General features: G+C 63.6%; 14 protein-coding genes. 8 read left to right on the top strand and 6 right to left on the bottom strand.

All coding sequences use genetic code 11. The features are described from left to right. Window positions 1-36: 36 nt before the first annotated feature. Both CKW22_RS14085 and CKW22_RS14080 read right to left on the bottom strand, forming a co-directional pair. Window positions 37-768 (bottom strand): helix-turn-helix transcriptional regulator, encoded by a 732-nt coding sequence (locus tag CKW22_RS14085; protein ID WP_033697094.1) that lies wholly within the window; start codon window positions 766-768, stop codon window positions 37-39. A 114-nt stretch (window positions 769-882) separates the two neighbouring features. Continuing rightward, on the bottom strand, window positions 883-1,812 hold the full coding sequence (locus tag CKW22_RS14080; RefSeq protein ID WP_033699968.1) for a LysR family transcriptional regulator: 930 nt from the start codon (window positions 1,810-1,812) through the stop codon (window positions 883-885). Window positions 1,813-1,906: 94 nt separating this feature from the next. Here CKW22_RS14080 and CKW22_RS14075 point away from each other — a divergent pair, with 94 nt between their 5' ends. Continuing rightward, entirely contained in the window at window positions 1,907-3,082 is a 1,176-nt protein-coding gene (locus tag CKW22_RS14075; protein ID WP_095064254.1) for an MFS transporter, read from the top strand. Between the two features lie 187 nt (window positions 3,083-3,269). After that, the gene (locus CKW22_RS14070) at window positions 3,270-4,034 is read left to right on the top strand and encodes a hypothetical protein (protein WP_047582014.1); all 765 of its coding nucleotides are present in this window, start codon (window positions 3,270-3,272) and stop codon (window positions 4,032-4,034) included. A 55-nt stretch (window positions 4,035-4,089) separates the two neighbouring features. Here CKW22_RS14070 and CKW22_RS14065 read toward each other — a convergent pair whose 3' ends face one another. Continuing rightward, entirely contained in the window at window positions 4,090-4,713 is a 624-nt protein-coding gene (locus CKW22_RS14065) for a glutathione S-transferase family protein (protein ID WP_033697098.1), read from the bottom strand. Between the two features lie 201 nt (window positions 4,714-4,914). Between CKW22_RS14065 and CKW22_RS14060 the strand changes: the two genes are divergently transcribed. Continuing rightward, window positions 4,915-5,649: a hypothetical protein gene (locus CKW22_RS14060; protein ID WP_095064253.1), complete on the top strand. Its 735-nt coding sequence runs from the start codon at window positions 4,915-4,917 to the stop codon at window positions 5,647-5,649. A 13-nt stretch (window positions 5,650-5,662) separates the two neighbouring features. Here the strand turns inward: CKW22_RS14060 and CKW22_RS14055 are convergent, their stop codons facing one another. Further along, window positions 5,663-6,205, bottom strand: coding sequence for a WYL domain-containing protein (locus CKW22_RS14055; protein WP_095064384.1), 543 nt, complete (start codon window positions 6,203-6,205; stop codon window positions 5,663-5,665). Between the two features lie 169 nt (window positions 6,206-6,374). On the opposite strand from CKW22_RS14055, the gene CKW22_RS14050 reads away from it, so the two are divergent. Then, window positions 6,375-6,620 (top strand): type II toxin-antitoxin system Phd/YefM family antitoxin, encoded by a 246-nt coding sequence (locus CKW22_RS14050; protein WP_095064252.1) that lies wholly within the window; start codon window positions 6,375-6,377, stop codon window positions 6,618-6,620. Between the two features lie 76 nt (window positions 6,621-6,696). Here CKW22_RS14050 and CKW22_RS14045 read toward each other — a convergent pair whose 3' ends face one another. Then, entirely contained in the window at window positions 6,697-7,617 is a 921-nt protein-coding gene (locus tag CKW22_RS14045; protein WP_095064251.1) for a LysR family transcriptional regulator, read from the bottom strand. 167 nt (window positions 7,618-7,784) lie between these two features. Between CKW22_RS14045 and CKW22_RS14040 the strand changes: the two genes are divergently transcribed. Genes CKW22_RS14040 through CKW22_RS14030 form a run of 3 tightly spaced genes read left to right on the top strand, consistent with a single transcriptional unit; the run spans window position 7,785 to window position 11,383 of the window. Continuing rightward, window positions 7,785-9,089: an MFS transporter gene (locus tag CKW22_RS14040; protein WP_047582020.1), complete on the top strand. Its 1,305-nt coding sequence runs from the start codon at window positions 7,785-7,787 to the stop codon at window positions 9,087-9,089. A gap of 30 nt (window positions 9,090-9,119) precedes the next feature. Then, window positions 9,120-10,361 (top strand): Zn-dependent hydrolase, encoded by a 1,242-nt coding sequence (locus CKW22_RS14035; protein WP_033697105.1) that lies wholly within the window; start codon window positions 9,120-9,122, stop codon window positions 10,359-10,361. Further along, the gene (locus CKW22_RS14030) at window positions 10,361-11,383 is read left to right on the top strand and encodes a histone deacetylase family protein (RefSeq protein ID WP_033697106.1); all 1,023 of its coding nucleotides are present in this window, start codon (window positions 10,361-10,363) and stop codon (window positions 11,381-11,383) included. The genes CKW22_RS14035 and CKW22_RS14030 overlap by 1 nt, the downstream gene beginning before the upstream one ends. Before the next feature lie 127 nt (window positions 11,384-11,510). On the opposite strand, the gene CKW22_RS14025 is transcribed toward CKW22_RS14030, so the two are convergent. Beyond that, a complete protein-coding gene (locus CKW22_RS14025; protein ID WP_095064383.1) occupies window positions 11,511-12,935 on the bottom strand; it encodes a PLP-dependent aminotransferase family protein in 1,425 nt (474 codons plus the stop codon). Between the two features lie 326 nt (window positions 12,936-13,261). Between CKW22_RS14025 and CKW22_RS14020 the strand changes: the two genes are divergently transcribed. Beyond that, the gene (locus CKW22_RS14020) at window positions 13,262-14,671 is read left to right on the top strand and encodes an amino acid permease (protein WP_033697107.1); all 1,410 of its coding nucleotides are present in this window, start codon (window positions 13,262-13,264) and stop codon (window positions 14,669-14,671) included. Window positions 14,672-14,673: the final 2 nt, after the last annotated feature.

The following is a 14,673-nucleotide window of genomic DNA, read 5'->3' as shown; positions in this document are numbered from 1 at the left end:
CCCTGCGCGCAACTGGGACAACCTCAGCCTCGGCGCTCAGGGCGTTGGCGCGGCGCCCGTGCCTAGCACGTTGACCTGCCAGTCGCTGGGGTTGTAGCCAAGGATGCGCTTGAACATCGCGGCAAAGGCGCTGGCGCTCTGGTAGCCGTGGTCCAGTGCCACGTTCAGGATTGGCTTGCCATCGGCCAGGCACTGCTGGCTGAGGACCATGCGCGTGCGTGCTCGCCACTCGCCATACGACATGCCCACCTCACGCTGGAACAGCCGCGCCAGGGTGCGCGCGCTCATGTTCAGTTGCGCGCCGCACTGCTCCAGCGTCAGGTCCTGGGCCGGGTCTTCGAGAAAGCCCTCGCACCAGGCGCGCAGCCGTGCATGCTGCGGCACCGGCACGTAGGCATCGATGCGCTCGGCCGTTTCCAGCTCACGCTGGATCAGCGCCCGGGCGTGCTCGCCCAGCGGCTCGTCGCGCTGCAACATCCGTGACCCCGCCAGGATCAGCTCGCGCAGCAAACCGGACACGGCGATGACATGGCAGCGCGTGACGTGCGAACCCAGCAACAAGGTGCGCATCGACACTTCACCTTGCATGCGGATTTCGTGGCCGACCCCAGCAGGTATCCACAGTGCCTGCCCACGGGGGATCACCCAGTTACCGCCATCGCTGCACACCCGCATCACACCGTTGGCGGCATAGATCAGCTGATCCTCGGCGTGGCAGTGGCTGGCAACCACCTCACCGTGCCGATAGTCCATTCCCAAAGCTTGCATGCCGATCTCCCCAGCCCTGTGTGGCGCGCGATTGGATCCAATAATATCGCAAGGCAATCGGCTGTGGTTGCTAAGTGCGCAGGGGCGAGGGCGAGTTATGCATTTTAATTGCGCTCAGGGTTGCGATGTTGGCGGTGCGTGGCGCAGCGGCCAACCCTGATGATGCTCGACCAGAAAGTCCACGAACACCCGAACCCGTGCCGGCATCGCCGGGCCGCCGACGAACACCGCATGAATCGGCTCCCGGTCGCCGGGGTTGTAGGCCTCCAGCAGCGGCACCAGTTGTCCGCTGGCAAGGTCATCGCCCACCGTGAACGTACCGATGCGCGCGATGCCGGCCCCCAGCCTGGCCAATTGCGCCAGCGCCTCGCCGCTGCTGCACTCCAGGTTGCCGCTGACTTTAAGGGCAAACGCCTGCCCGTCACGGCGAAACGGCCAGTCGGGCTCGGCACGTCGGAAGTTGAAGCGCAAACAGTTATGGCGGGCCAGGTCTTCAGGTTCGTTCGGGGTGCCGCAGCGTTGCAGGTAATCGGGCGAGGCAACGATCACCTGGCCGGTGTCGCCAATGTAACGGGCACTCAGGGAACTGTCCGGCAGGTGGCCGAAACGCAGCGCGACATCGGCCTGGCCGCCGGCAATGTCGACCAGTTCGTCGCCTAGCGTCAGGTCGACCAGTATCTGCGGGTACAGGGCGCTGAACTGCGCCAGCAAGGGCACTACCGTAAGCCGGGCATGCCCCAGCGCGGCGCTCACCCGCAGGCGCCCGCGCGGTACGCCCTGGTCGGTGATAGCATCCTCGACTTCATCCATGTCGGCGAGGATGCGCCGGGCGCCACGCAAGTAGGCTTCGCCCTCCGGGGTAAGCGAAATGGCCCGTGTGGTGCGCAACAGCAGGCGGGTGCCCAGGCGCTGTTCGGTGCGCGCGATGATCCGGCTGACCGCCGATGGCGTCAGCCCCAGCGCCCGCGCCGCCGCAGACAAGCTGCCCGCGTGCGCGACCTTGGCAAAAATTTCCATCTCGCCGGACCTGCCGTTGAAGTCCATTTGTGCCTCGCGCGCAAAGGTGATTGGCAAAAATACGGTCTAGTGGATTAACGGAGTGGATCGTAGCATTTGCGGCACAGATAAGGAGCCCGTTATGCGCATCAATCCACCCCTCGTCGCACTCGCCATCGGTGCCTTTGGCATCGGTGTCACCGAGTTCGCCCCCATGGGCATGTTGCCCAGTATTGCCACAGACCTCGGGGTCTCGATACCTGCTGCCGGGCTGCTGGTCAGCGCCTACGCGGTGGGGGTGCTGATCGGTGCCCCGTTGATGACCCTGGCCACCGGCAAGGTGCCGCGGCGTTACCTGTTGATTGGGCTGATGGCCATTTTCACCCTCGGTAACCTGATGTCGGCGCTGGCGAGCGATTACGCCAGCCTGCTCGTGGCCCGCGTGGTGACCTCGCTCAACCATGGCGCGTTCTTTGGTATCGGCTCGATCGTGGCAGCCAGTGTGGTGCCGCCGGAAAAACGCGCAGGCGCCGTGGCCGCGATGTTCATGGGGTTGACGCTGGCGACCATCGGCGGTGTGCCGTTGGCGACCTGGTTCGGTGAGTTGTTGGGGTGGCGCACTTCTTTCTGGGGGATCGCGGGCCTGGGCTTGGTGGCCATGTCGGCGCTGTGGTACGCGCTGCCCAATGTGCCGCTGCCCAAAAGTGATGGGGTAATGGCCGAAATCCGCGTGCTCGGCCGTGGGCCGGTACTGGCGGCATTGGCGCTGACCGTGGTCGGCTCCAGCGCGATGTTTACCGTGTTCACCTACATTGCGCCCATTCTGCACAGCGAGGCCCAGGCCTCCACCACGTTCATCACGGTCATGCTGGTGTTGTTCGGTATCGGCCTGACCTTGGGCAACGTGTGGGGCGGCAAGGCGGCGGACCGCTCGGTCGATCATACGCTGATCGTCTCGCTGGCGGTGTTGATCGCTGTGCTGCTAGTGTTTCCGCTGCTGATGCCCTGGTCGCTGCCCACGGCACTGGCGGTGCTGGTGTGGGGGGCGGCCAGTTTTGCCTTGGTGCCGCCGCTGCAGATGCGCGTGATGGAAGCGGCCAAGGACGCGCCTAACCTGGCGTCTGCGGTGAATATCGGCGCGTTCAACCTTGGCAACGCAATAGGCGCTGCGCTGGGTGGGGCGGTGATCAATGCGGGGCTGGGTTACCCGGCGATTTCCCTGGCAGGTGCGTTGATGGCGGGTTTGGGGTTGCTGATGGTGCTGGCGTTTGCCTGGCGCGCGCGGGGCGTGGCAGCGTCGAAGGCCGCCTTGGTATAACACAGCCTGAATCGCGCCCCAGATGTTGGACACCCGCCCATCATTTGGGGCGCAGCTCAGGCGTTCCAAACCCTGGTCTGAACCTGGATAGGCGGATGGCGCTTGCCCGCAACGGCCATCGTCACTGTGCCCCGGAGCGCGCTTCAGCTAGCATGCGCTATCCCCCGCCTCAGACCTGAACCTCTGCATGACTGTCTTCTACCTCAAACTCTTCATGACCCCCACCCTGATGCTGGCCATTTCGCTGGCTGGCAAACGCTGGGGCACGCAAATTGGCGGGCTGCTTTCAGGGCTACCCGTTACCTCGGCGCTGGTCATGCTGTTTCTCAGCCTTGAACAAGGCGAGGCGTTCGCCTCATTGGCCGTACCAGGGGCATTGGCCGGGGTGGCTGCCGTGCAGGCAACCTGCTTGTTCTACTACGGGGTGACCCGACGTGTAGGCGCCTTGGTCGGCTGCATCGCAGCGCTGGCGTTCTTTGTGTTGGCGGCGTTGGCAACCAGCCACCTGGGCGGGGTGGCGTTGTCGGTCATTGCCACGCTGCTACTGGTCATCGCCATCGTCGTGGCCACCGCCAAACCGGCAGACGCCAGTGCCGCACGCTACGTGCCGACGCCTCGCTGGGTCATCCCGATGCGCATGATGACCGCCACCTTGCTGCTGCTGGTGATCACGGCCAGCGCGACCTTGCTCGGCCCTGTGGTCAGCGGGATGCTGGCGCCGGTCCCAGTCATCGCCTGGCCGCTGGCGGTGTTCGCCCACGTCCAGGGCGGGCGCCAGGAGCTGGCTGCGATCATACGCGGCAACGGCATTGGCGCCGTGGGCGTGGTCGGCTTTTACCTGACCTTGCAACACACGCTGTTGCAGTGGGGCGCGGTCATGTCGATCGCCATTGGCGTGTTGCTGGCAGTGGTGGTGACCTTCGTATTGGCGAAGGTGCTGGAGGCACGCTGAGCAGGGGGCGGCTTCAGTCAGTGCCTCCGGCCGCCCCAGCGTTAAAGGCCTGTGTTTAAGGCGTGCCGTTTCTGCCATGCAGGCAAAACGCGCGGCGCTGGCTCAGCCGCTCGTAGTAGGCCCTGACTGCCGGCAGGTGAGGGTGCTCGAACGGGGTCTCGAACCAGCGGTTGACCGACAGGCCGATAGGGATGTCGGCCAGCGTGAACCGGCTACCGGCCACATAAGCGCCGGTGGCGGCGAGCTGGCGCTCCAGAATCTGCATGTGGCGGCCCCATTCTGCGCAACCGGCGGCCAGTGCTTGAGGGTCCTGGTGGGCAGGGGAGTGCCTGACCAGCGACATGAACGCGTAGCTCCACGACCGGTTGAGGTCCGATGCTTGCCAGTCGATCCATTGATCGATGCGCGCCCGCGCTTGTGCCTCGGTGGGGTAGATGGCGCCCTGGTCATGGCGCGTTGCCAGGTAGCGGATGATGGTGTTGGATTCCCATAGGGTGAAATCGCCGTCCTGGATCACCGGGATCATGGCGTTGGGGTTCAGTGCCAGAAATTCGGGCGTGTTGGTGGGTTGGAAGCCCGAACCCCAGTCTTCCCGCTCGAAGGGGATATCGAACTCGGCACAGGCCCAAAGGACTTTTCGCACATTGATGGAAGAAGCTCTGCCCAGTATCCGTAACATGGTTTGCGTCCTTGTCTGTGGAAGCCTGATCCTCGTTCACGGCATGACCATGGTCAAGGACAAAGCGAATACGGTGATCAGGCCTATGCTGGTAGCGTCACTGCCCGTACTACCGGGGCGTTGAATGCTTGCCTGGGCGCCACGAAATTGGCACCCTTGGGCCGCTTGAATCGTCAGTACCACGACAGAAGGAAGTTTGTGTTGAGCTGGGACAAAGTCGGGAAATGCCTCGTAGCGCTGCTGATTGGCCTGATGGTCATACTGGTGGCCTATGTGGTGATCAAAGGCCGCCCTCGCCTGGAAGCCTCCCTGACCTATGCCTACCTCACTTACCCGAGCCAGTTCAGCGAGCGGATCAGCAAGGCCAGCGAGCTGCTGAAGTACGAGCAGTTGCAAGGGCGCATCAACAGTATCGGCCAGGGCGAGTTGAGCCATGAGCAGGTCGACCGGTTGATCGAACTGGCCCAGGCGCCTTATGCCCAACTGTTCGCCAAGCCGTTCGAGGCGGGGTTGGTGGACCACCGCACCGGTCTGCTCATCGACCTGCGCAACACGGGTGATGCGCCGGTGCGCCAGGTAACCATCCGCCTGCCGGCCAAGGGCCTGGTGCAAGTGCGCGATGCCGCGGGTAACGACACCATCATCGAGGCCGCCACGCCCGTGGTCGAAATACCGGCCATTGAGCCGGGTGGCGCCTGCAAGGTGTGGGTGTACTTCGATGCGGACTACTCGCAGATCCGCCAGGGCGGCGTCAGCATCCGTTACGCCGACGGCGTGGCCGATGTGCAGGTGTACCGCGAGTTCAGCGGTTTTCCCGCGCTGGTGGCGCGCTACAGCCGTGAGCTGATGGTGCTGTTGGGGGTGCTGGGGTTCGGCGTGCTGGCGTTGGCCTACGCCTGCCTGTCACGCCGCCGCATGCCGGTGTTGCCGTCCTGACGTACGTGCCCAATCACTGACAGTCATCGTGCAGCGCCAGGCTCTGGCGCATTTGTTCCAGCAAGGCCTCGCGCAGCGCTTGCGGGCCCTGCACACGTATCGACCCTGCCTGTGAAAGCAACCAGCCCATCAACGCCCGGCCGTCGTCGACGGTCGCTTGCAGCGAGGCGCCGCCGTCCTGCTGCGGGGTGAGTTGCATGTCTGTGGACAGCGGCTGGTGTTCAAGACGACGGGCAAGTGCATCGTCGACCCAGGCATGTAGCACGACCTGGCGTACCGGGCTGAGGGCATCCGGTTGCAGGTGCCGCGCCTCGCCCAGGCTCAAGCCAGGTTGCCAGTACCAGCCGTAGGGCATGCCTTTGCTGTTGCAATGCAGTGGGAACAGCGCCGACAGCTCGACCAGGTCGCGCTCGACGGTGCGCTTGCTGGTGCTGTGGCCCACGGATGACAGAGCAGCCTGCAACTGCGTGGAGCTCATGCCGGGGTGGCGGCCTGGCAGTAGCTTGAGCAACTGCCACTGGCGGGCGATGGTGTGGCGGGTAGGGTGGCTGGGCAAAGGAGGCTCGTCCATGAATGCCAGGCGCTTGGCGCTCCTGGGTGGTGGCATTTGGCTATCTCGCAGAGCATACCTCGCCAGAGGATGGGATCCAAACTTTTAGCAGGCCATGGCATGTCATTGCCCGAGGCATTGACCAAAATATAGGTCTTAATTGAGGTCGATAAATATGCAGAATATCTTCGCCGATGTAGCGGTAAGCGTGTCGGAACTGAAAAAGAATCCAACTGCGGTCATGTCCGGTGCCGCAGGGATGCCCATCGCCGTGCTCAATCACAATCGGGTGATGGGGTACATGGTGCCGGCTGAGCTTTATGAAGCCATGATGGAGCGGCTCGAAGATATCGAGCTAAGCGAACTGGCAAAGTATCGACGAGGTGAAAAAGGCGTATCGGTGTCTTTGGATGAGCTATAAGTCATCCAAAAAGCGGTAGAGGAAGGTTCGTCGCAAGCACAGCTTCATAGTGCGCGGATGATCAACCAACCCAAATCTACAGATGCCCTTTCTCCAAACACTGTTGCAACGCCTGGATAAACACCTCTTCCGCCCGACTCAGCCGCTGCTCCCTGTTCCACAACAGGTGTATATCCACATCCGCGATCCCCTCCTGCGGCGGCAGCTTCCATAACAGCCCGGCGGTCACATCCGGCGCCACCACGTGTTCTGGCAGGCAGCCGATGCCGAACCCAGCAATCACCAGGCGGCGCACCTCTTCAAGGCTGGGCGAGGACGCCACGATGCGTCCGGAAAACCCTTGCTGGTCACGGAAGATGGTCAGCGGCGAGAGCATCCCGCCAATCTGGTCGCTGGTAAAACTGACGAAGTTCTCACGCTGCAGGTCGCCCTCAAGCTGGCCGAACAAGGCATGGTGCTTGCCGCAGAAAAACGCATAGCGCTGGCGCAGAAACAGCCGCTGCTCCAGCCGCGGTTGAGGCCTTCGGTTGAGGCTCAGGCCTGCGGTGGCGGTCTTCTCCTGCAAGGCGGCGACAATGTCGGAGCTGCGCATCACGTCGATTTCCAGCTCTACCCGGGGGTGCTGGCGGTGGAAGTCGGCGAGAAAGTCGTCAAAGCGCTCGCTGACGATGCGGCTGATGATCAGCAGGCGCACTTTGCCCACCAGTTCGTCAGCCGGTTGCTCCAGCAGCCCGCCGATCTGCGACATCTGCCCGTACACCTCGCCAGCCAGCAAGAACAACTGCTCGCCCATTTCGGTCAGCACGAAGCGCGGCCCGCGGCGGGCGATGAGTTGCCGGCCAAGCTGCTCCTCCAGGCGTTTGAGCGCCTGGCTCACCGCCGGCTGGGTAAGGTGCAGGCGGGCGGCGGCGCGGCTGATGGACAGCTCCTGGCCGATGACCCGGAAGGTGCGCAGCAGGTTCCAGTCGAGGCGGTCGTTGAGCAGGCGGTCAGGCATGGTCGGGCTCGAATGATAAGCGTGGCTAATAGTGCGAATAATAAATAGAAAATTGACTAATCATAGCCCGGGGACGATAAATCGCAGCCATGCATCGACCAGGCGCCACCAGAGCGCCCCGTGATTTCCGATAACTCCTGCCAGAAAAACAAGCAAAGGAGCCCAGCATGAAGCCCACCGCTTCGCCCCAGCCGCGCCGTGCCGCCGCCGCCGCGTTCATCGGCACCATGATCGAGTGGTACGACTTCTACATCTACGCCACCGCCGCTGCACTGGTGTTCGGTGCGTTGTTCTTCCCCTCCGACGACAGCCTGTTCAGCACCATGGCCGCCTTTGGCACCTTTGCCGTCGGTTTCTTTGCCCGCCCGCTGGGCGGCGTCATCTTCGGCCATGTGGGCGACCGCATCGGGCGCAAGAAGTCGCTGGTCATCACCTTGCTGATGATGGGCATCGTCACCGTCTGCATCGGCCTGCTGCCGACCTACGCGCAGATCGGCGCCACCGCGCCGGTGCTGCTGATTGTGCTGCGTATCGTCCAGGGCATCGCCGTGGGCGGGGAGTGGGGCGGGGCGGTGCTGATGGCGGGTGAGCACGCGCCCAAGGGTCGACGCAACTTCTTTGCCTCGTTTGCCCAGCTGGGTAGCCCGGCGGGCCTGATCCTCTCGCTGCTGGCCTTTGGCGCCGTAACCCGGCTGCCGGAAGACCAACTGATGAGCTGGGGCTGGCGTGTGCCGTTCCTGGCCAGCGCACTGTTGCTGCTGGTGGGCCTGGCCATCCGCCTCGGGGTCAACGAATCGCCGGAATTCATCGCCAGCCGCGAGCAGGCCGAAAAGGCCCACCGCAAGGAGCAGGCGCCGGTGTTCGAAGTGCTGCGCACCGCCTGGCGCCCGCTGCTGCTGTGCATCGGTGCCAATACCCTGGGCATTGCCGGGGTCTACTTCACCAACACCTTCATGATCAGCTACACCACCCAACAGTTGCACCTGGATCGCTCGCTGATCCTTGAATGCCTGTTCTTCGTGGCGGTCATCCAGTTTTGCCTGCAACCGCTGGCCGCCTGGTTGTCCGAGAAAGTCGGCGCTACCCGCTTCCTGGCCCTGGTCGCACTGCTGGCGATGGCCTCGCCGTATCCGATGTTCGTGCTGGTCAGCTCGGGCCAGGGCCCGTTGATCGTGCTTGGCATCGCCCTGGCGGCGGCCTGTATGGCGTCGTTCTATGCGGTGATCGCCGGTTACGTCAGCGGCATGTTCGAAACCCGCGTGCGCTACACCGCGATCTCCCTGGCCTACCAGATCTGCGGTGCAATTGCCGGGGGCCTGACGCCGCTGATCGGCACCTGGCTGGCCCACACCTTCAGCGGCCAGTGGTGGCCGATGGCGGTGTTCTACACCTTGATCGCCTCCATTTCGCTGCTCTGCGTGCTGGCCTTGGCGCGCCAGTACACCCGTAGTCAGCAGCTGGAAATGGCCTGATCCACCCGATTCGATCTGGAGTACCTGTACATGTTGAAAAGCAATGGCGAACGCCTGTGGGCGAGCCTGATGGCCATGGCCGAAGTCGGTGCCACGGCCCGTGGCGGCAGCTGCCGCCTGGCCCTGAGCGATGAAGACAAGGCCGGCCGAGAACTGTTCAGCCACTGGTGCCGCGAGGCCGGCCTGACCCTGTCGGTGGATGCCATCGGCAACCTGTTCGCCCGCCGCGCAGGCACCGATGCGCAGGCTGCACCGGTGATGATGGGCAGCCACCTCGACACCCAGCCCGAAGGCGGCCGTTTCGATGGTGTGTACGGTGTGCTGGCGGGCCTTGAGGTAGTACGCCGGCTCAACGACCTCGGCATCCGCACTCGCAAGCCGCTGGAGATTGCCGTGTGGACCAACGAGGAAGGCGCACGCTTCACGCCGGCCATGTTCGGCTCGGCAGTGTTCACCGGTACCCTTGACCTGCAGCAGGCGCTGGCTATTCGCGATGCTGCGGGCATCAGCGTCGCCGATGAGCTGCAACGCACGGGGTATGCCGGCCAGCGCCCCTTGGGCGGCAAGGTCGATGCTTATTTTGAAGCGCATATCGAGCAAGGCCCGATCCTTGAAGACAACGCCAAATGCATTGGTGTGGTCAGTGGTGGCCAGGCGATTCGCTGGCTCGACGTGACGGTCGAAGGCATGGCCGCCCACGCCGGCACCACGCCGATGCCGCTGCGCAAGGACGCCCTGTACGGCGCGGCACGAATGATCCAGGCGGTGGAGCAACTGGCCGCCGATTTCGCCCCCCAAGGCCTGACCACGGTGGGCGAGCTGTCGATTGCCAAGTCTTCGCGCAACACCATCCCAGGTGTACTGCGCTTCACCGTCGACTTGCGCCACCACCGTGACCAGGCCATTGAGGCGATGGAGCAAGAGCTTGGTCTGAAACTGCAGGCCATCGCCGCGCAGCGTGGCCTGCAGGTACGCATCGAGCGCCATTGGATGAGCCCGGCGACGCCCTTCGACGCCGCTTGTGTGGCCGCCGTGCAACAGGCCGTGGACGGCCTGGGCTATGCCCAGCAGGCGATTGTCAGTGGCGCTGGCCACGACGCTATTCTGCTCGCCCGTTACTGCCCGACAGCCATGGTGTTCATCCCCTGCGTCGGTGGCCTGAGCCACAACGAGGCTGAAGACGTGCTGCCCGACGATGCCCGCCAGGGCGCCGATGTACTGCTCAACGCCGTGCTGGCCCGTGCCGGCCGGGTCGAACAAGGAGAAGCCTGATGCGTTGCTACTTTCACCCCGAACAGCTGCTGCACCACCCGCGCAGCTACTACTCGCGCGGCGCCATGCGTACCCCGCAGGAAGTCCCTGAGCGTGCCCAGCGCCTGTTGCAGGCGGCCAAGGACCTTGGCTTCGACATTCGTCAGCCCGAAGATGCCGGCCTGGGCCCGCTCAAGGCGGTACACGGTGAGGCCTATCTGACGTTCCTCGAAGAGGCCCATGCACGCTGGAAGGAAGTGCCCGAGGAGTGGGGCGACGAGGTCATGTCCAACATTTTCGTGCGCGAGCCCAATGCCCTGCGCGGCATTCTCGCCCAGGCTGGCCGCTACCTGGCCGACGGCAGTTGCCCCGTGGGTGAGAACACCTGGCGCTCGGCCTACTGGTCGGCGCAAAGCGCAGTGGCCGCCGCCAAGGCCATTCTCGGGGGTGAGCCTGCGGCCTATGCGCTGTGCCGCCCACCGGGGCACCATGCGCGTTTCGATGCGGCTGGCGGCTTCTGCTACCTGAACAACGCCGCCGTCGCGGCCCAGGCCTTGCGCGGCCGTTATCGCCGCGTGGCGATCCTCGATACCGACATGCACCATGGGCAAGGGATTCAAGAGATTTTCTACGACCGTAATGATGTGCTGTATGTGTCGGTGCACGGTGACCCGACCAACTTCTACCCGGGGGTGGCCGGGTTCGCGGACGAGCGCGGCGAGGGTGTGGGGGAGGGCTACAACCTCAACCTGCCGATGGCGCACGGGGCCAGTGAGGCGGATTTCATGAATCAGCTTGAGATTGCGCTGAGTGCGGTGAAGGACTTTGGTGCCGAGGTGCTGGTGTTGTCGTTGGGGTTCGATATCTACCAGCTGGACCCGCAGAGCAAGGTGGCGGTGACCACCGATGGGTTTGCGGCGTTGGGTGAGCGGGTTCGGGCGCTGCGCTTGCCGTGTGTGATAGTGCAGGAGGGGGGGTATCACCTGGAGAGTTTGGAGGCGAATGCGCAGGCGTTTTTTGGGGATAGGGTGGATTGGCGTTAGGGTTTGGGTGGGTGTCAGGGCTGCCAGGTGTTCGCCACGGCAAATTCAGCGCCTGGGAGATCGAGCGCCGCCCGCGCGACGCTCGATCTTCCAGGCGCTGCAAATGCCATGGCAAGCCCTAAACCCACTAAACCCCACCCCGCCGCACATGCTTCACCAGCACCTTCTCCAACAACTCCCACATCGCAGGGTCGGTACTGAACGCCACATTGAACCGCATCCACCCCGTCGCCTTGGCATCCACCATGAACAACTGCCCAGGCCCAAGCATGATCCCTTGCTCCAGCGCATCGTCCAGCAACGCCGCGCTATCCGGAATCGCCGGATGCCGGGTCCAGATGTACATCCCTTCGTCCGACTCGGTGAACAACTCGAAACCCAGCCGATGCAAGTGCCGGCCCACTTCCTGGTGCGCCTCGGCCAAACGCTGGCGCAGCCGTTTGAGGTGCTTGCGCCAGCGCCCGTCGATGATCGCGGCATACACCACGCGCTCCATCACCTGCGAGGTGGTGAGGCCCGAGCGCATTTTCAGGTGTACCAGTTTCTGCATCAGCTCCGGGTTGGCCATCATGTAGCCAACCCGCACGTTGGGCGAAATGCTCTTCGAGTAACTGCCCACGTACACCACCTGCTGCAGGTGGTCGAGGCTGGCCAGGCATGGCTGCGGCTCGGAGACCATGTCGGCGTACAGGTTGTTCTCCACCAGGCGGAAGCCATGCTGGCTGGCCAGTTGCAGCAAACGGTGCAGCTGCGGCAGCGGGGTGCGTGAGCAGGTCGGGCTGTGCAGGTGCGGCTGGGTGAAGAAGGCCGTCGGGCTGTGGTGCGCCAGCAGTTGTTCCAGCTGGTTGAGGTCGTAGCCGTTGGGCGTGCGCGGTACGCCGACCAGCGTCGCGCCCTGGGTGCGCAGGATGCTCATCAGGTTGGGGTAGCCGGGGTCGTCCACCAGCACCACGTCACCTGGGCGTACCAGGGTGCGCGCGGCCAGGTCCAGGGCTTGGCTGGCGCCGTGGGTGAGCATCAGTTGCGCCGGGTTGGCGACAATCGACAGCTCCTGCTGCAGGTTCTGCGCGGTCAGCGCACGCAGTTCTGCCAGGCCCATAGGGTCGCCATAGCCAGACAGCTCCAGCGGGCTCCCGGCGACCTGGCGCAACCCGCGGCGCAGGCCGTCTTCGTACATCCAGTCATTGGGCAACCAGCCGCAGCCGGGCTTGAACGGCAGTTGGCGGATCTCGAAGATCTGCTGCAGGTACCATTCAGAGTTGAACGTTGGTCGACTGGTGTCGGCCTCGGCATTGTGTTTTTCCAGCAACTCGCCGGCCGCGCGATTGATGAAAAAACCCGCGTTGCCCCGGCTTACCAGCAGGCCCTGAGCGACCAGACGATCATAAGCCTCGACCACGGTAAAGGTACTCACCGAGTAAGTCGCGGCAAAGGCGCGGATAGACGGGACCTTGGCCCCAGGCTTGAGCGTCTGGTTGTCGATCAGCTCGCGCAGTCCATCGATGATCTGGTTGACCAGCGGGGTTGGGGAGTCTGGATGTAATTCGAACATTCGGGGGCCTTCAGGGTGCTTGGCGCCAGGCGCCTGCAAGGTGTATTGCATGGGCGGCCTGTACAGTGCAGTGCGAGATTCATGCCACTGTGCATGGCTCTCTGCGTCGGACATTTTTACATTAGGTGTCGGATATCGCCACATAAAGCATGTTCAGTTCGCTCGAAGGGCAAACCTTCGGGCGCGTCAGCAGGCCGCCATGGATGGCCTGCGTGTGTTTGTTCACACCATCCTGCCCGCATTAGCACTGATGTACAGGTGAGGCCGCTAGCCATCGGGGCCTCACAGTTTTCCTTGGATAAAAAGAAGCACGGGGTACACAACTGATGGACGCAACATCCACAACCACCACCGCGAAAGGCGGGCACGAGAGCAAGCTCAGTGCCTCCCTCAAGTCGCGCCACCTGACGATGATGTCGATCGCCGGGGTTATCGGCGGCGCCTTGTTCGTCGGTTCCGGCAGCGTGATCCACAGCGCCGGCCCGGCCGCTGTCCTGGCCTACCTGGCAGGCGGCATCCTGGTGGTGCTGATCATGCGCATGCTCGGCGAAATGGCGACGTCCTCGCCTGACACCGGCTCGTTCTCCACCTACGCCGACCGCGCCATTGGCCGCTGGGCCGGTTTCACCATCGGTTGGCTGTACTGGTGGTACTGGGTAATCCTCATGGCGTGGGAAGCCTACGTGGCGGGCAAGATCCTGCACGGCTTCTTCCCTGACGTCAGTGTCAACGTGTTCGTGCTGGCCACGACCCTGCTGCTGATCACCGTCAACTTCTTCAACGTCAAGCACTACGGTGAGTTCGAGTTCTGGTTCGCCTTGATCAAGGTGATCGCCATCGTCTGCTTCCTGGTGGTGTGCACCGCCGCCGTGATGAACGTCTGGCAGTTTGGTGAAGTGCGCGGCATCAGCCAGCTGACCGCAGAAGGCTTCATGCCTAACGGCATCACCACGGTGATTGGTGCCTTGCTTGGGGTGATGTTCGCCTTCCTCGGTGCCGAGATCGTGACCATTGCGGCATCCGAAGCCAAGGACCCGGCCGCACAGATCGTCAAGGCCACCAACTCGGTGGTATGGCGTGTGTGCCTGTTCTACGTCGGCTCGATCTTCCTGATCGTCTGCCTGGTACCGTGGAACGACCCGCACCTGGGCGTCTCGGGCTATGGCGCCTACCGCCGTACCCTGGAGCTGCTGGGCGTGCCGTATGCCGAGTTGCTGATGAACTTCGTGGTCCTGACCTCGGTCAGCAGCTGCCTGATCTCCGGTCACTACACCGCCTCGCGCATGCTGTTCTCGCTGTCCCAGCGTGGCGATGCGCCGTCGTTCTTCAAGATCACCCGCGCCGGCACCGGCGTACCGGTGTACGCGATCATGGGTTCGTGCGCCGTGGCGGTAGTGTGTGCGCTGATCAACTTCAGCGAGACCCTGCGCCCGAAAGACGTGCTGGACACCCTGATGAACACCACCGGCATGATCGCGTTGCTGGTGTACCTGGTGATCGCCTTCTCGCAACTGCGCATGCGCCGCAAGCTGATCGCCGAAGGCAAGGAAGTCCGCCTGAAGATGTGGCTGTTCCCGTGGCTGACCTACCTGGTGATCGCGTTCATCGTGGCCGCCCTGGTGACCATGGCGTTCATGCCTGACTACCAGATCCTGGTGATCTCCACCGGCATCGCTGCGGCGGTCGTGGTGGCCATGGGCGTCGTGCATCAGATCCGCAGCGCCAAGCGCCACTAAGC

It is taken from the genome of Pseudomonas sp. Irchel s3f19 (assembly GCF_900187555.1).
Taxonomy (GTDB): Bacteria; Pseudomonadota; Gammaproteobacteria; order Pseudomonadales; family Pseudomonadaceae; genus Aquipseudomonas; species Aquipseudomonas capeferrum.
This window is presented reverse-complemented; position numbering and strand designations above follow the sequence as displayed.